The organism is Terrabacter sp. LjRoot27 (assembly GCF_964254175.1).
Taxonomy (GTDB): domain Bacteria; phylum Actinomycetota; class Actinomycetes; order Actinomycetales; family Dermatophilaceae; genus Terrabacter.
In genome coordinates this window covers 452,439-467,355 of sequence record NZ_CAXUSS020000001.1, presented here as the reverse complement: position 1 = coordinate 467,355, position 14,917 = coordinate 452,439, and the positions used below count along the sequence as shown (strand labels likewise).

The following is a 14,917-nucleotide window of genomic DNA, read 5'->3' as shown; positions in this document are numbered from 1 at the left end:
GTGGCGGTTCGCGAACACCCCAGCGACCACGACGGCGTCCTCGTCGAGGCCGCCGACGGCGGCAACGGCACGGGCGTCCTCGTGCTGTCCGGGTCGAGCGGCCGCGTCGAGCGCGACCGGGCGCGGCTGCTCGCCGGCGCCGGCGTGACCGCCGCACTGACCTACCGGTGGTTCGGCGGCGAGGGCCAGCCGGCCGGCATCTGGGAGTACCCCCTCGAGGCCTTCGCCCCCTCCGTCGCGTCCCTCGCCGAGCGCTGCGACCGCGTCGTGCTCCTGGGCACCTCCAAGACGGCCGAGGCCTTCCTCGCGTATGCCGCCGACGACCCGGCCGTCGACGCCGTCGTCGCGCTCGCGCCGAGCCACGTCGTGTGGGCCAACGTCGGCCCCGGCCCCGACGGGGAGCTGCGCCCGCAGCACTCGTCGTGGTCCCGCGCCGGCGAGGCGCTCCCGTTCGTGCCCTACGACGACGCGGCCGAGCCCGCGGGCGAGCCACCCGCGTTCACCCCCGTCTACGCGCAGAGCCTGCGCTCGGCGGGGGCAGCGGTGGCCGCCGCGACGATCCCCGTCGAGCGCTTCTTCGGCGACGTGCTGCTCGTGGCGGGCGGCGACGACCAGGTGTGGCCGTCGGTGACCTTCGCGCGGGCCGTCCAGGCCCGGCGCCGGGCCCTCGACCTGCCGACGACGCTCGTCACGCACCCGCAGGCCGGGCACCGCGTCATCCTGCCCGGTGAGCCCGTCGCGGGCGGCGGGCTGCGGATGGCCCGCGGCGGCACCGAGGCCGCCGACCGCGAGCTCGGCGAGCGCGCGTGGCCCGAGATCCGGCGCGTCCTCGACCTGCACTGACGCGGGAGGCCGCGGATCTGAGGCACCTCGCCGGCCGGCATACGCCGATCTCCCGATGTGCCCGGGTGCACCTCAGAACGACGCTGGAGAGGTCAGCACGACACCGACCTCGAAGGATCCACGCCATGCTCTCCCCCCACATCGTCAGCGCCCTCCTCGCCCAGCGCGAGGCCGACCTCCGGCAGCGTGCCGAGCTGGCCCGCCTGCGTCACCCGGAGCCCGAGCCGGAGCACGCGGTCCCGGCGGGACGGCGCCGGACGTCGCGCGACCACGGCCGCCGCCGGCACCTGCGGCTCGTCTGAGCCCCCGGCCCGAGAAGCCCCCGTGCGACGCGCCGATTTCCTGCCCGACGTGGGTATGTTCCCCAGTGGCCCATCGGGGACCCCTCAACCGACAGGATCACGTGCATGGACTCCACAGACGTCAAGGTCGCATCACAGCGCGCGGGTGACCACCCGGCGCTCGAGACGGCAGCGCGCATCGGCTACGCCGTCAACGGCGTGCTGCACATCATCATCGGCGCGATCGCGCTGAGACTCGCCTTCGGAGCGAAGGGCACCAGCGCCGACCAGTCCGGCGCCCTGGGCTCGATGGCCGACAACGGCTTCGGCCTCTTCCTCCTCTGGGTCGCCGTCATCGCCTGGCTCGGCCTGGCCCTGTGGCAGATCACGGAGGCCATCTCCGGAGGCTGGGAGACCAGCGACCGGCTCAAGGCGGCCGGCAAGGCCGTCGTCTACCTCGCCCTCGCCTGGACCGCGTTCCGGTTCGCGAGCGGCAGCGGCTCCTCGAGCAAGAACCAGACCACCGACTTCACCGCGAGCCTCATGAAGCAGCCCGCGGGCCAGTGGCTCGTCGCCCTCCTCGGGCTCGCCGTCATCGGCGTCGGCGTCTACCACGTCGTCAAGGGATGGAGGAAGAAGTTCCTCCAGGACCTCGAGACCCACCCGAGCGAGTGGATCGTCAAGGCCGGTCGCATCGGCTACATCGCCAAGGGCATCGCCCTGGCCATCGTCGGTGGCCTCTTCGTCCTCGCGGCCGTGCGGCACAAGCCCAGCGAGGCCCGCGGCCTCGACGGCGCACTCCGCAACCTGCTCGGCGCCCCCGGCGGCCCGGTCCTGCTCGCCCTCGTCGCGCTCGGCCTCATCGCCTTCGGCGTCTACTGCTTCGGCCGCGCCCGCCACGCCGACGTCTGAACCGCTCCGCGCGACGCGCGACGCGCGACGCGCGACGGCCCCGAGTACCCGGACATTTCCGGGCACTCGGGGCCGTTTCCGTCTCGGCTGCATCAGGGCCGCGGCCGCCTGCTCTGTGTGTCACGCATCACGAGTGCAGGAGGACACCATGAACACGATGTACCTGAACGAGGCCATCGCCCGACAGCGCACCGCCGACCTCGGTCGCCGGACCCGACGCGCCCAACGACCCGTCGTCGACCCGCAGACGACGCCGCGCAGCGGCCTGGTCCTCATCCGCGGGTGGCGCATGCGCCGGTCGCAGGTGTCCCCCGGTTGAGACCTCGCGGGAACGAGAACGGCGATGGCCGGGAGCCCGAATCGGGTTCCCGGCCATCGCCGTTCGCGGTCGGAGTCGCGTCAGCGGGAGACGGCCTCGCGTGCCGCGCTCGTCACGCGCTCGCCGGTGGTCCGGCGGCGCAGGTAGTTCCACGCGAGCAGCGCGCACACGATGCCGTTGACGAGCCCGACGAGGATGTCGACGAGGTGGTGCATGCCGCGGTAGAGGCGGGCATAGCCGACGAGGAGCGGCACGATCGCGCAGACCACGGTGACGAGGCGCCGCAGCCACACCGTCTCGATGCGCTGGGCCATGAGCGCGAAGGTGAGGTAGAGCGCGGTCGCCGCCCCCATGTGGCCGCTGGGGTAGCTCGACGTCGGAGGTGCCGGGTCGAGGTGCTCGACGGCCGGTCGCTTGCGGTCGGTGAGGGTCGTGGCGGCGACGAAGACGCTCGCCTGCGCGGCGATCGCGATGGCGGGGATGACGGCATACCACCACTGCTTGGTGCGCCACCACACGATGGCCACGACGATGACGCAGACGCCGATGACGATCTCGGTGTTGCCGATGCGGGACCACACCATGGTGATGGAGTTCCACAGCTCGGTGCGCCCGGCGGCGACGCTCTTGCTGAGGTCGTCCTCCCAGGGGAGGTTGTCGAGGGGGCCCATGATGAGGAGGCCGAGCCCGACGATGAGACCGAAGAGGACGACGGCGGGAGCGAGCACGCGCAGCGCCATGTCACGCAGCGCCGACCCGACGGTTGGTCGCGAGGAGTCGATCTCGTAGCGGTGGACGAAGGTGTGGTTCACGTGCTGCCTTTCGATGACTCGGGCCCGACGTCCCCCTCCGGCGGAGGGGGTTCGTCCGGGCTCTGGGGGTTCCACCCGAGGTAGCCGACGTAGGACGCCGTGCCCAGGCCGACCCCGAAGAGGATCCCGGCCAGGACGTCTGAGGGGTAGTGCACGCCGAGGAAGACGCGGTCGAGGGCCGTCAGGAGGACGTATGCCGTCAGGCCGGCCACGAGCCACCGGCGGGCGACGGGCGACAGCACCGGCCAGAGCAGGAGCGTCATGACGGTCGCGATGGCCGCGGCGTTGGCCACGTGGCCCGAGGGGAAGCTGTAGCCCGGGGCGTGCGAGACGGGGTCGCTGACGACGGGGCGGGCCCGCCGCACGACCTCCTTGAGGACGAGCTGGAGGTTCCAGGCGACCATCATCGTGATGAACGCCCAGAGACAGCGGGTCGCGAGCTCGCGGTGGCGGCGCCACACGACGAGACACACCCCCGAGGCGATGATGTAGACCCACTTCGGCTGGGTGGCCTCCTGCCAGGCGAGCAGGACCGTCTTGAGCCACGGGTTGTCGCGGGTGATGTCGGTCGCGGCGACGATGAGCCGCTCGTCGAGCTCGATGACGGGGAGGAACTTCTCGCGCACGACGAACGCGAGGGCCGTGACGGGGACGGCGAAGGCGAGCCCGAACCCGACGGCCTTGAGCAGGCGGCGGCCGCGACCCACGGGTCGCCGGCCGTCAGGACGTCGCTCAGCCAACCCGGACCACCAGCGAGTCGGGGAGGATGCGGATGCCGAGGGAGACGTGCTCGCCGATCGGGTCGCCGTCGATCTCCGCCTCGACGGGTCGGCCGGCGTTGATGGTGAACTCCTCACCGCGGAGGCGGTCGAGTCGCTGGTGCCCGGCTCGGTGGCGGGTCACGACGTCGGAGACGACGGACAGCCAGCCCAGCGCGCCCTGGGGCGCGATGACGACGGTGTCGAGGATGCCGTCGTCGATCTTGGCCTCGGGCATGAGCTCGATGCCGCCCTGCAGGGTGCCGCAGTTGCCGACGACGACGGTGCGCGCGTGCCGGTTGACCGTGTTGCCCGCCCGTTCGAGCACCCCCTCGTCGCCGGCGGAGGTCACCTCGACCCGGAAGCCGCGGCTGAAGAGGTGACGGAAGAAGCTGAAGACGTAGGCGACCCAGCCGACGACGGCCTTGACCTTCTCGTTGGTGCCGGCCATGACCTGGCCGTCGAGGCCGAGGCCGGCCATGACGAGGAAGACCTCCTCGTCGTCGGCCACCTGGCCGCCGCCGTCCTTCGTCGCGTGGCTCGCGGACGGGCGGATCGGCTCGTCGGACACGCGCATGAGGCCCACGTCGATGCGGCGGTCGGTGCCGCCGAGCATCGCCTCGACGGCGTCCTCCAGCGAGTCGACGGGAAGGCCGAGGTTGCGGGCGAGCAGGTTGCCCGTGCCGCCGGGTAGCAGGCCCAGCGCCACGTCGCTGCCGACGAGCGCCGAGGCGACCGCGCGAACGGTGCCGTCACCACCCAGCGAGGCGACGACGTCCGAGCCGGCGCGGACGGCCTCGCGCCCCTGCTTCTCGCCGGTCTCGTCCTTGGTGGTCTCGATCCACGACGGGTCCTCCCAGCCGTGCCGGGCCGCTGCCTTGGCGACGAGCTCCTGGGCGGCGACGAGGTCGTCGACCTTGACCGGGTTGTAGACCACGGTGAGGCTGCGACGAGCGCTGGGCGTGTCTGACATGTGGGGATCCTAGGGCTCGGGGCGTGAGGGGGGGGGCGGCCGTCGAGCGGGGCCAGTGCGTGACATACCCCGACCGGGCACCCAGCCGACCACCAGCGCACCACCAGCCGGCGTCCAGCCGTCGAGCCGGTCGCGGCGGTAGCCTCCGAGGATGCCCACCATCCGGCGTCGTCTCGCCGTCGCCGTCGTCGTCGGGGTGCTCGCCGGGGTGCTCGTGCCGCTGGGACCAGCCCACGGATTCCTCGTCCACGGGCTCGCCGGCTTCGTCGTCGCCGGGCTCGCCTTCGCCGTCCCGCTCCTCGTCCACGTCCTGGGCCACGACGCCGACACGACCCGCGAGAAGGTGCAGGGCCGCGACGGCGACGCCGCCTGGTACGACGTCGTCGTCATCCTCGTCGGGCTCGCCAGCCTCGCGGGCGTGACCATCCTCCTCGTCGGTGGCCGCGCCCTGGGCGGCGCCGAGGTCGTCGACGCGGTCGTCGGGGTCGGCGCGGTCGCCGTCGGGTGGCTCTGCGTCCACACCGTCTACGTGCTGCGCTACGCCCGCGTCTACTACGCGAGCCCGCGCCCACCCATCGACTTCAACCAGGACGAGGACCCGACGTTCTCGGACTTCGCCTACTTCTCCTTCAACCTCGGCATGGCCTACCAGGTCTCGGACACCGACCTCAGGAGCTCGGCCGTGCGCCGGGTCGTGCTCGGGCACACGCTGCTCGCCTACCTCTACGGGACCATCGTCATCGCCGCGACGATCAACCTCGTCGCGGGCATCGGCGGCTCGCTCGGCTAGGAGAGGCCGAGCCGCGCCTTCTCGTCGGTGACCCACAGGCCGATGAGCCCGCCGAAGTGCGCCATGAAGCGGTCGCGCTCGTGCGCCGGGTAGGTCGTGACGACGGTCGAGCGGAGCAGGTTGGTGAACACGTCGGACTGCACCCACTCGAGGACCGCGGTGTCGAGGTGCGGCAGGTGGCGCTCGCACCACGCCCAGTAGGCGGCCGTGTCGAAGTACTCGTCGGCGATCGCGAGGAACTCGTCGAGCTTCTGCTCGTCGGTGAGGTCCTCGCGGTCGGCGACGTCGAAGTAGCGGCGCATCTCGAGGTCCATCGGGCCGCGGCGACCGGTGATGACGCAGAAGGTCGACCACCGCACGAGCGCCTTGATGGCCCACGGGAAGTAGTAGTGCAGCGACGTGACGGCGACGTCGGGGCAGGCGTTGGCGTAGTCGATCGGGTAGACGTCGTCACCCTTGACGAGCATCTCGCACGAGTTGAACTCCCAGCCGAACATCGCGTTGACGATGCGGCTGATGGCCGCGGTCTGCTTGCCGGCCGACGGGGACAGGAAGTCGTGGCTCACGGCATACCGGTTGTGCATCGGCTGCTCGGGCCGGAAGTCCATGACCATCGTCTCGGGACCGATCGACAGGGCCCGCGCGAAGTGGTCGTACTCGATGGTCGACTGCAGGTGCATGAGCATCTCGCCGGACTCGTCGTAGGCCTTGACGAGGTCGGTCTCGTCGTTGATCCGGGAGACGCCGCGCCAGCCGCCGCCGTCGAAGGGCTTCATGTACATCGGGTAGCCGAGCCGGTTGGCGATCGCCTTGAGGTCGAACGGGCGGTTGTACTTCGCGGACGTGTAGGCCCAGCGGACGTTGTCGACGGGGTGCTTGTAGGGCACGAGCCACGTCTCGGGGACCTTGAGCCCGAGGCGCATGAGGGCGACGTAGGCGCTGTGCTTCTCCATGGACTGGAAGGTGAAGGGGCTGTTGAGCAGGTAGGTGTCGTTCATCAGCGCGGCCTTCTTGAGCCACTCGCGCGGGTGGTAGTACCAGTAGGCGAGGCGGTCGATGACGAGCTCGGTGCGCACCGGCTGGCGCAGGTCGAACGGCTCGATGGTGAGCCGCTCGCTCGTCAGCTCGTGGGTGACGCCGTCGTCGGTCGTGATCGGCCCGACGAGCGCGAGCAACGCCTCGAAGGCGGTGGGCCAGTCCTCCTCGGCACCGAGCAGGAGCCCGACGAGGTGCGTCCTCGTCGACGAGGTGCTCGATGCGGCGGACTGGTCCTGCTGTGCGGTGTCGGTCATCGTGCTGCTCCTACCGTCGGGGGTCGGGTCATCGACTGCGATCCTTGCAGGAACCGCGGCGTCTGTCGCCGGTCAGCGGGTGGCCGGACGGGCGAGCAGGTCGAGCAGGTGCGGGTCGAACGCCGACTCCCACGAGCGCCAGTCGTGCCGGCCGGGCAGCTCGGTGAAGGACACGTCGTGACCGCTCGCGGCGAGGGTCTGCGCCATCTGGCGGTTGTTCGTCAGGTTGCCCTCGTCGGTGCCGCACGTCATGACGATGCGCGCGTCGGTGCGGCGTCGCCGGGCCCGCCTGACGTTGGTCACGAAGGTCGTGACGCGGTCCCAGAACTCGAAGTCCTCCTCGTCGTCGACGCGCCTGCGGAAGAAGGACCCCGACTGCAGGAAGAGCCCACCGAACGGCCCCGGGTGGCGCCACTCGGCCTGGAGGGAGGCGAGCGCTCCCAGGCTCGCCCCCATGAGGGTCGGCCTCCCGTCGATGGCGTATGCGGTCCCGACCGTCGGGAGCACGTGCGCGGTGAGCGCCTCCGCCCAGAGGGGGTTGGCGGCATACCGCTCGTTGCGCGCTCCGGGCTCGAGCAGGACGACGCGGGTCGGTGGGACGCGGCCGGCGTCCGTCGCGGCGCGCAGGACGGAGAGGAGGTGGGCGCGGCGGGAGTACTCCGGACCGTCGTGGGCCACGAGCAGCGGGAGCGCGTCGGCGCGTCGCGTGCCGACCGGCGTGACCACCGCGAGCTCGATGTCGCCGACCGGAGTGCCGGTGACCGTCAGTCTCGTGCGCGCCATGCGGAGACCCTATGCGCGGATGCCGACAGGGACACTCCTGGTCGTCCACAGGTCGCTTCAGTCCTCGGGTTCGACTGCAGGAGAGACCAACTCGTTGTCCACAGATTGGCTCCGCCTCTTGAAACGTGATCGAACACCTGTTCTGATGGAGGTCCTGAAGATGCCATCGAAAGGAGGTTCCCGTGCCGTACGTCGCGTCGCCGGCCGAGACCTCCGCCGTGCGCTCGGGAGGGCCCTGGCCGGTGCTGCGTGCCCGATGGTCCTCCGACCCGGACCACTGGGCGCGCACCCTCGACCCCGTCCTCGACCCGGTCCTCACGCAGCTGCGCGCGGGGCGCGGGCGGGCCCGAGCGGCGGCGGCGCTCGAGGGGCTGGCGCGGGCCGGGGAGCGGGTGCTCGCCGCGATCCAGGCGCTCGAGGTCGCCAAGGCCCGCCTCGAGGCCGACCTGCTCGCCGCGTACGGCGCACTGGCCACCATCGAGGCCCAGCAGATCGACGCCCTGCCCGCTGGTGCCGCCGCCCGGGTGTCCGCGCGGGTCTCTCCCGAGCGGGTCGTCACCGAGGAGATCGCGCTCGCGACCGGCGTCGGCACCGGTGAGGTCGCCCGCCGGCTCACCCTGGCCACCGCACCCCGCCGGCACCGAGTCGTCCTGAACGCGCTGCGCGCCGGGCGGCTGTCGCTGCACCGCGCGCTGCAGGTCGCCTCCGACACCGCGTTGCTGCCCGACGCCGACGTCACCACCGTCGCACAGGCCGTGCTCGCCCCGACCCGCGACGGCCAACCCCTCCCGCAACGCACCTTCACCGCCCGGCTGCGGCGCGCGATCGCCTCGGTCGACACCCGGGGCAGCGCCGAGCGGCACGCGCACGCCCGGGCCCGGCGCGGGGTGTTCGGCCGCCTCACCGACGACGGGATGGGCTGGCTGACCGTCACCACCGACGCCGCGTCCGTCGCCGCGGTCATGGACCACCTCGACACCACCGCGCGGGGACTGCGCGGCGCGGGCGATGCCCGCACCCTCGACCAGCTCCGCGCCGACCTCGCCACCGACGCCCTCCTGCGCGGATCGGGCACCACCGAGCCCGGTCCCGCCCACGCGGCCGCTGGTCAGGCGGCATCGCTGGCGTGGATCGTCGTGCCCTTCGAGGTCGCCACCGGACAGGCCGACACCGCGTGCGAGCTGCCCGGCCACGGCTGGGTCACCGCCACCCACGCCCGCGAGATCATCACCCGACCCGGCTCCGTCTGGGCCACCCTGCCCGTCGACCTGCGCACCGGCCGCGCCCTCACCCGAGCGACCCGCACCTACCGCCCCACCCAAGCCGTCCTCGAGCACGTCCAAGCCGTCGACGGCACCTGCCGCGGACCCGACTGCCACGTCCCCGCCACCCGCTGCGACCTCGACCACGAGACCCCCTGGCCCACCGGACCCACCAGCACCGACAACCTCCACGCCAAACACCGCCTCCACCACAACCTCAAGACCACCGGCACCTGGACCTCCGCACCCGACACCGACCACGGCCTCACCTGGACCACCCTCACCGGCCGCAGCTACACCACCCACCCCAAGAACTGGCGCGCCGGCGTCGACCCACCCGCGCGACGGGACGACCCGGTCCCACGGTCCGATCCCCCACCGTCCCAACGCGATTCAGGCCCGGCTCCCCCGGTCGAGCACGACCAGCCGCCCTTCTGAGCGGCAGCGGTCCTCCTCAGGAGTGCAGGCTTGCGACGTGGTCACGCGCCCGCGCCAGCCAGACGCGGCGCTCAGCGGACGGCATACCCGCGGGGAGGCTGCGATACGCCTTCATGCGGCGGCCACCCATCGTCAGGACCTCCGATCCGGGCACGGCACCGAGCTCGGCGAGGGCGTCCGGGGGGAGCTTCACCCCGACGACGTCGCCCAGCGCGACGGCGAAGACGTGCCCGTCGACGAGCGCGGCGAGAGTGCCGAACATCGGCTTGACCTCGACCCCGGACCCTTCGCCGGCGAGGTCCCGGAAGCGGGCGCTGGCCTCGTCAGTCTGCTTCGGCACGTCCATGGCTCCATGACACCACCACACGGGTCGCGACGGCGTCACATGGGCGTGCGATCAGGGGCCTACGAGCGGCTCGTCCCGGGGGCGCCGGCGAGGTGCTCAGCCGGGCACCGCAGCAGCGAACCTGTCGCTGACCGGTCGCACGACTGCGAGGAAGGCGGCCGCGACGAGGGCCGTGACACCGCAGATCGTCCACACCGCGAGGTAGCCCGAGAGGGACGCGTGGGCCGTCGCCTCCGCGTCGACCGTGCCCGTCGAGGCGAGCGCGATGGCGAAGACGCTCGAGGCGAACGCGCCTCCGATGGTCTTCGTCGTGTTCGTCATCCCCGTCGTCAGGCCGGTGTGGGTCGGCGGCGCCTGCGCGGCGGCCGCCGTCGGCAGGCCCGCGACGAGGGCCCCGGACCCGAGGCCCGCGATGACCATGTTCGTCATCGTCTGGGCGAGGGTGTCGTGGAAGGGGAGGAAGAGCAGGTAGCCGACCGCGACGAGGACCGCCGCCACGACCATCGCCACCCGCGTCCCGGTCCGGTGGGCGAGCAGGTGCAGGAGCAGCGCGCCGACGGCGAGGGAGAGCACGTAGCCACCGATGATGATCGACACCTTGCCGGCGGAGGCACCGAGGCCGTAGCCGGTGACGGCCGGGTCGGTGCGCGCGAAGGTCGACAGCGGGATCTGCGCACCGAGCACCGAGACGCCGAAGAGGAAGGCCGTCGCCTGGACGGGCCACTGGCCGCGCGCCGAGAGGATGCGCAGGTCGACGAGGGGCTCCGGGTGGGCGAGCTCGACGCGCGCGAACGGCACGAACGCGGCCGCGCCGAGCCCCAGGACGGCCCACGGCCACGGGCTCGCCGGGCCCAGGACGCGCAGCATGACGAGCCCGCCCATGACGAGGCCGAGCGCGAGGGTGATCAGCCAGAAGCCACGCCAGTCGACGGAGCCGTGGGCGAGCACAGGCGACTCCTCGACGCCGAACCAGATCGCCACGAGGGCCAGCGTCACGACGACGGCCGGCAGGGCGAGCAGGGCCGTCATGCCGAGCGACTCGGCGAGGGCACCACTCGTCAGGGCGCCCGCGATGACTCCGAGCTCGAGACCGGCGACGAGCAGGCCGGCAGCACCCCGGACGCGCCGCTCGGAGCCGCCGGTGCGGCGGTGGATGATCGCGACCTCCATCGGCAGCCACACGACGTAGAAGCCCTGGATCGCCCACGCGACGAGGAAGAGCCCGAAGCTCGGGGCGAACGCGACACCCCACGACGCGAGCGCGGTGACGACGGTCGACAGCAGGAGCACCTTGCGGTGGCCGATGAGGTCGCCGAGCCGCGCGAGGAGCGGGACCACGAGCGCCGACACGATGAGCTGGGCGGCCTCGAACCAGTTGACGTCCGCGTCCTTGATCGACAGGTGGCGCGCGATGTCGGTGAAGATCGGCGTGTAGTAGCCCTGCAGCACCCCGCTCGCGAGCTCGACGCAGATGAGGAAGCCGACGACCTTGGTGATCGGGCTGCGGGCCACGGCCCGGGCGGCATCGGAGACGGCCGTGCTGTCTGACATGCGGATCTCGTTCTCTCTCAGACTGATTCGACTAGAGCTGTTCGATGAGGCGGCGGTACCACGCGACGCCGTCACGGAGGTCTGCCACCCCGATGCGCTCGTCGACGCCGTGGATAGAGGCGCGCTGCGCGTCGGTCATCCGGAACGGCGTGAAGCGGTAGACGCGCGGCCACACCCGGTGGAAGTGGCGTGAGTCCGTCGCCGCGAGCATGACGTACGGGACGGCGACCGTCCCGGGGAACACGTCCCGCAGCGTCGACTCGAGGAGGGCGTATGCCGTGTCGTCCGTCGGCGACACGGGGCTGGGCTCGTCGCCACTGACCAGCGTCACCTCGACGTGGGGGTCCTTGACGGTGCGGCGGATCCGCTCGATGGCGCCGTCGACCGTCTCCCCCACCATGACCCGCATGTTGACGTGCGCGCGGGCGGTCGCGGCGATGACGTTGGCGCCGGGAGACCCCGAGAGCTGGGTGACGGCCACCGTCGTCCGGGTGAGCGCCGCGGTCTCGTGCCCCAGCCGCGGGAGGACCCGGGCGAGCACGGGTCGCAGACGGCGCGCGTGGCCGAAGACCGCGGCATACGGCATACGCGCGTGGGCGCCGGCGCGCTCGAGCATGTCGACGGTGGCGTCGGGCAGGTGGCTCGGGAAGGGCCTGCGCTCGAGGCGCAGGATGGCGCGGGCGAGCCGGCTCGTCGCGCCCATCCGGCGCGGCGCCGAGGCGTGGCCACCGTCGCCCCGGGCGGTGAGGTCGACGTCGACGGTGCCCTTCTCGGAGACCCCGATGACGGCCATGGGGGCGTCGACGCCCGGGAGCGCGCCCTGGACGATGGCGCCGCCCTCGTCGATGACGAACCACGGCTCGACGCCCCGCTCGCGCAGGATCGCGACGGCGTCCTTGGCGGCGCGCCCCGACACCTCCTCGTTGCAGCCGAACGAGAGCCACACGTCCCGGCCCGGCGTGACGCCCTCGGTGATGAGGTCCTCGACCGCCTGGCACGTCGCGACGAGCGATCCCTTGCAGTCGAGCGCCCCACGACCCCAGACGTGCCCGTCGGCGAGCTCCGCCGCGAAGGGCGGGTGCGTCCAGACGGAGGGGTCGTCGACCGGGACCACGTCGAGGTGCGCCATGAGCACGACCGGCGCCTCAGGCGTACGCCCCGGCCAGCGCACGAGGAGGGCGTCCCCGCTGATGCGGTCGACCTCGCACGCGGCGTGCAGCCGCGGGAACCGCTCGCGCAGCTCGGCGAGGAGAGCCTCGAACGCCGCCCGGTCCTCGAGCGCCGGGTCCCAGTCGGAGACCGTCGGGATGCGGATGAGCGCCCGTAGCGCCTCGACGGCAGCGTCGTCCCCGTTCATGGCCCGGAGCGTATGCCACCCTGACCGCATGGACTACGGGCACGAGCTGCAGTTCGGGGTGTTCGCGAGCCCCGACGCCTCACGGGTGCACGAGACGCTCGAGCTGGCGCAGCTCGCCGACGTCGTGGGCATCGACCTCTTCACGGTCCAGGACCACCCCTACAACGCCAAGCACCTCGACACCTCCACCCTGCTCACGGCCGTCGCCGTGCGCACCAGCGCGATCCGGGTCGCGGCCAACGTGGCCAACCTGCCGCTCCGCCCACCCGTCGGCCTGGCCAAGCAGGTCGCGACCCTCGACGTCATCAGCGGGGGCCGCGCCGAGCTGGGCCTCGGCACCGGCGCCTTCTGGGACGCGATCGTCGCGGCGGGCGGCGAGCGCCGCACGCCCGGGGAGGCGGTCGACGCGCTCGTCGAGGCGATCCGCATCATCCGCGGCGTCTGGGGCCAGGACCCCGACCAGCCGGGGGCGCGGTCGGTGACGGTCCCGGGCGAGCACTACTCCGTCGCGGGGATGCACGCCGGCCCCTTCCCGGTGCACCGCGTCGAGATCTGGCTCGGCGCCTACAAGCCGCGCATGCTGCGGGTCACCGCCCGTCTCGCCGACGGCTGGCTGCCGAGCATGGGCTACGCCGACCCCGAGGCCCTCGCCGGGATGAACGCCGTCATCGACGAGGCCGCCGACCGGGCCGGGCGCGGCCCCCAGGCGATCCGGCGGATGTACAACGTCTTCGGCTCGTTCGGCACGGGTCGCGGCTTCCTCCGCGGCACGGCCGACGACTGGGCCGAGCAGCTGGCCGGCCTCGCCCTGACGGAGGGGATGAGCACGTTTGTCCTCGGCACCGACGAGCCCGACGTCGTGAGGCGGTATGCCGCCGAGGTCGCCCCAGCGGTGCGTGACCTCGTCGACGCCGAACGCGCCTCAGCGACTCCGGTCCACCCAGCCGCTGCTCCTGTCGACGGCTCCCCGCTCACCGCCCGCGCGACACCGGACGACGGGGTCCGACTCAGCCCCGCCCTCCCCTGGCGCGAGGACGACCGTCCCGTGACCGCCAAGGCCGAGCACGCGGCATACTCTCCCGCCCAGCAGGCGGTCCCGCAGCACCTCGTCGACGTGCACGACCACCTGCGCGGCGAGCTCGCCCAGCTGCGCGACATCGTCGGCCAGGTGCGCCGTGGCTCGATGTCCACCGGGGCGGCGCGCTCGGTCATCAACACGATGGCGATGCGCCAGAACAACTGGACGCTCGGGGCCTACTGCGAGACGTACTGCCGCCTCGTCACGGGGCACCACACGCTCGAGGACCGCAGCATCTTCGTCCACCTGCGCGGCGCCGAGCCCGACCTCGGCCCGGTCATCGACCGGCTCGAGGAGGAGCACCACGTCATCGCCGACGTGCTCGAACAGGTCGACGACGCCCTTGTCGGGCTCGTCGGGACCGAGGAGTACGGCCGGGCAGGCCAGGACGCGCTGGACGAGGTCCAGCGCGCCCTCGACCTGCTCACCGACACGCTCCTGTCACACCTCGCCTACGAGGAGCGCGAGCTGCTCCACCCGCTGGCCCGCCACGGGTTCGGCTGATCGCTCAGGCCGACGGTGCGGCCGTGGCGGCCGCCGAGCCGTGCTCGAGCGCCTCGACGACGGCGCCGCAGAAGTCGGGCAGGTCGTCGGGGTTGCGGCTCGTGATGAGGTTGCCGTCGACGACGAGCGACTCGTCGGTCCACTCGCCACCCGCGTTGCGGATGTCGGTCTGCAGGCTCGGCCACGACGTCAGGCGACGCCCCTTGACGACGTCGGCCTCGATGAGGGTCCACGGCGCGTGGCAGATCGCGGCGACGGGTCGGCCCGACGCGACGAAGTCCCGCACGAGCCCCACGGCGTCGGCGTGCGTGCGCAGGTTGTCGGGGTTGGCGACGCCACCGGGCAGCACGAGCGCGTCGAAGTCCTCGGCCCTGGCGTCGGCGACCGTGACGTCCACGGCCTTGGTGTCCCCCTTGTCGAGGTGGTTGAACATCTGCACCTCGCCGGCCTCGGGGCTGACGACGACGGCCTCGTGCCCGGCGTCGGTGACGGCCTTCCACGGCTCGGTCAGCTCGACCTGCTCGATGCCCTCGTTCGCGACGAGGAATGCGACTCGCTTGGCCATGTGGCCCTCCTTTGCTCTGGGGTGGCGTGAACTGCCACCCTCGGCTCCTACCC

The 14,917-nt window shown here is 72.5% G+C and carries 16 protein-coding genes; 7 read left to right on the top strand and 9 right to left on the bottom strand.

The window, feature by feature from the left end; translation table 11 throughout:
• The 4 genes from ACSQ2D_RS02150 to ACSQ2D_RS02135 all read left to right on the top strand — a co-directional run bounded on the left by ACSQ2D_RS02150 (nucleotide 1) and on the right by ACSQ2D_RS02135 (nucleotide 2,355).
• Nucleotides 1-843 carry an acyl-CoA thioester hydrolase/BAAT C-terminal domain-containing protein gene (locus ACSQ2D_RS02150; protein ID WP_435984380.1) on the top strand — a complete coding sequence of 281 codons (843 nt, stop codon included), beginning with the start codon at nucleotides 1-3 and terminating at the stop codon, nucleotides 841-843.
• Nucleotides 844-968: 125 nt separating this feature from the next.
• The gene (locus tag ACSQ2D_RS02145) at nucleotides 969-1,145 is read left to right on the top strand and encodes a hypothetical protein (RefSeq protein ID WP_435984379.1); all 177 of its coding nucleotides are present in this window, start codon (nucleotides 969-971) and stop codon (nucleotides 1,143-1,145) included.
• A gap of 105 nt (nucleotides 1,146-1,250) precedes the next feature.
• A complete protein-coding gene (locus tag ACSQ2D_RS02140) occupies nucleotides 1,251-2,036 on the top strand; it encodes a DUF1206 domain-containing protein (RefSeq protein WP_435984378.1) in 786 nt (261 codons plus the stop codon).
• A gap of 148 nt (nucleotides 2,037-2,184) precedes the next feature.
• The gene (locus ACSQ2D_RS02135; protein ID WP_435984377.1) at nucleotides 2,185-2,355 is read left to right on the top strand and encodes a hypothetical protein; all 171 of its coding nucleotides are present in this window, start codon (nucleotides 2,185-2,187) and stop codon (nucleotides 2,353-2,355) included.
• A gap of 80 nt (nucleotides 2,356-2,435) precedes the next feature.
• Here the strand turns inward: ACSQ2D_RS02135 and ACSQ2D_RS02130 are convergent, their stop codons facing one another.
• From ACSQ2D_RS02130 to ACSQ2D_RS02120, 3 genes are read right to left on the bottom strand one after another with little or no spacing between them, the layout of a single operon-like run.
• Complete coding sequence (locus tag ACSQ2D_RS02130; protein WP_435984376.1) at nucleotides 2,436-3,167, bottom strand: phosphatase PAP2 family protein; 732 nt, start codon at nucleotides 3,165-3,167, stop codon at nucleotides 2,436-2,438.
• A complete protein-coding gene (locus ACSQ2D_RS02125; protein ID WP_435984375.1) occupies nucleotides 3,164-3,874 on the bottom strand; it encodes a phosphatase PAP2 family protein in 711 nt (236 codons plus the stop codon). The genes ACSQ2D_RS02130 and ACSQ2D_RS02125 overlap by 4 nt, the downstream gene beginning before the upstream one ends.
• Nucleotides 3,875-3,899: 25 nt before the next feature.
• A complete protein-coding gene (locus tag ACSQ2D_RS02120; RefSeq protein WP_435984374.1) occupies nucleotides 3,900-4,898 on the bottom strand; it encodes a diacylglycerol/lipid kinase family protein in 999 nt (332 codons plus the stop codon).
• Between the two features lie 151 nt (nucleotides 4,899-5,049).
• On the opposite strand from ACSQ2D_RS02120, the gene ACSQ2D_RS02115 reads away from it, so the two are divergent.
• Complete coding sequence (locus tag ACSQ2D_RS02115) at nucleotides 5,050-5,688, top strand: DUF1345 domain-containing protein (RefSeq protein WP_435984373.1); 639 nt, start codon at nucleotides 5,050-5,052, stop codon at nucleotides 5,686-5,688.
• On the opposite strand, the gene ACSQ2D_RS02110 is transcribed toward ACSQ2D_RS02115, so the two are convergent.
• Together ACSQ2D_RS02110 and ACSQ2D_RS02105 are read right to left on the bottom strand one after the other, a co-directional pair.
• Nucleotides 5,685-6,980, bottom strand: a complete 1,296-nt coding sequence (locus ACSQ2D_RS02110) for an ATP-grasp domain-containing protein (RefSeq protein WP_435984372.1) — start codon at nucleotides 6,978-6,980, stop codon at nucleotides 5,685-5,687. The two genes, ACSQ2D_RS02115 and ACSQ2D_RS02110, sit on opposite strands and share 4 nt — an antisense overlap.
• 72 nt (nucleotides 6,981-7,052) lie before the next feature.
• On the bottom strand, nucleotides 7,053-7,763 hold the full coding sequence (locus tag ACSQ2D_RS02105) for an alpha/beta hydrolase (RefSeq protein WP_435984371.1): 711 nt from the start codon (nucleotides 7,761-7,763) through the stop codon (nucleotides 7,053-7,055).
• 182 nt (nucleotides 7,764-7,945) lie between these two features.
• Between ACSQ2D_RS02105 and ACSQ2D_RS02100 the strand changes: the two genes are divergently transcribed.
• Nucleotides 7,946-9,463, top strand: coding sequence for an HNH endonuclease signature motif containing protein (locus ACSQ2D_RS02100; RefSeq protein WP_435984370.1), 1,518 nt, complete (start codon nucleotides 7,946-7,948; stop codon nucleotides 9,461-9,463).
• A gap of 16 nt (nucleotides 9,464-9,479) precedes the next feature.
• On the opposite strand, the gene ACSQ2D_RS02095 is transcribed toward ACSQ2D_RS02100, so the two are convergent.
• The 3 genes from ACSQ2D_RS02095 to ACSQ2D_RS02085 form a co-directional block, all read right to left on the bottom strand.
• Entirely contained in the window at nucleotides 9,480-9,809 is a 330-nt protein-coding gene (locus ACSQ2D_RS02095; protein ID WP_435984369.1) for a TfoX/Sxy family protein, read from the bottom strand.
• Nucleotides 9,810-9,905: 96 nt separating this feature from the next.
• Entirely contained in the window at nucleotides 9,906-11,360 is a 1,455-nt protein-coding gene (locus ACSQ2D_RS02090) for an MFS transporter (protein WP_435984368.1), read from the bottom strand.
• Between the two features lie 31 nt (nucleotides 11,361-11,391).
• Entirely contained in the window at nucleotides 11,392-12,717 is a 1,326-nt protein-coding gene (locus tag ACSQ2D_RS02085; protein WP_435984367.1) for a M20/M25/M40 family metallo-hydrolase, read from the bottom strand.
• Between the two features lie 28 nt (nucleotides 12,718-12,745).
• Between ACSQ2D_RS02085 and ACSQ2D_RS02080 the strand changes: the two genes are divergently transcribed.
• Nucleotides 12,746-14,299 carry an LLM class flavin-dependent oxidoreductase gene (locus ACSQ2D_RS02080; protein WP_435984366.1) on the top strand — a complete coding sequence of 518 codons (1,554 nt, stop codon included), beginning with the start codon at nucleotides 12,746-12,748 and terminating at the stop codon, nucleotides 14,297-14,299.
• A gap of 4 nt (nucleotides 14,300-14,303) precedes the next feature.
• Here the strand turns inward: ACSQ2D_RS02080 and ACSQ2D_RS02075 are convergent, their stop codons facing one another.
• The gene (locus ACSQ2D_RS02075) at nucleotides 14,304-14,864 is read right to left on the bottom strand and encodes a type 1 glutamine amidotransferase domain-containing protein (protein WP_435984365.1); all 561 of its coding nucleotides are present in this window, start codon (nucleotides 14,862-14,864) and stop codon (nucleotides 14,304-14,306) included.
• Nucleotides 14,865-14,917: the final 53 nt, after the last annotated feature.

Coding starts and splice junctions, on each gene's coding strand:
- ACSQ2D_RS02140 (WP_435984378.1), top strand. CDS start 1,251: ATGGACTCCACAGACGTCAAGGTCGCATCACAGCGCGCGGGTGACCAC.
- ACSQ2D_RS02110 (WP_435984372.1), bottom strand. CDS start 6,980: ATGACCGACACCGCACAGCAGGACCAGTCCGCCGCATCGAGCACCTCG.
- ACSQ2D_RS02090 (WP_435984368.1), bottom strand. CDS start 11,360: ATGTCAGACAGCACGGCCGTCTCCGATGCCGCCCGGGCCGTGGCCCGC.
- ACSQ2D_RS02145 (WP_435984379.1), top strand. CDS start 969: ATGCTCTCCCCCCACATCGTCAGCGCCCTCCTCGCCCAGCGCGAGGCC.
- ACSQ2D_RS02080 (WP_435984366.1), top strand. CDS start 12,746: ATGGACTACGGGCACGAGCTGCAGTTCGGGGTGTTCGCGAGCCCCGAC.
- ACSQ2D_RS02105 (WP_435984371.1), bottom strand. CDS start 7,763: ATGGCGCGCACGAGACTGACGGTCACCGGCACTCCGGTCGGCGACATC.
- ACSQ2D_RS02135 (WP_435984377.1), top strand. CDS start 2,185: ATGAACACGATGTACCTGAACGAGGCCATCGCCCGACAGCGCACCGCC.
- ACSQ2D_RS02085 (WP_435984367.1), bottom strand. CDS start 12,717: ATGAACGGGGACGACGCTGCCGTCGAGGCGCTACGGGCGCTCATCCGC.
- ACSQ2D_RS02095 (WP_435984369.1), bottom strand. CDS start 9,809: ATGGACGTGCCGAAGCAGACTGACGAGGCCAGCGCCCGCTTCCGGGAC.
- ACSQ2D_RS02120 (WP_435984374.1), bottom strand. CDS start 4,898: ATGTCAGACACGCCCAGCGCTCGTCGCAGCCTCACCGTGGTCTACAAC.
- ACSQ2D_RS02115 (WP_435984373.1), top strand. CDS start 5,050: ATGCCCACCATCCGGCGTCGTCTCGCCGTCGCCGTCGTCGTCGGGGTG.
- ACSQ2D_RS02075 (WP_435984365.1), bottom strand. CDS start 14,864: ATGGCCAAGCGAGTCGCATTCCTCGTCGCGAACGAGGGCATCGAGCAG.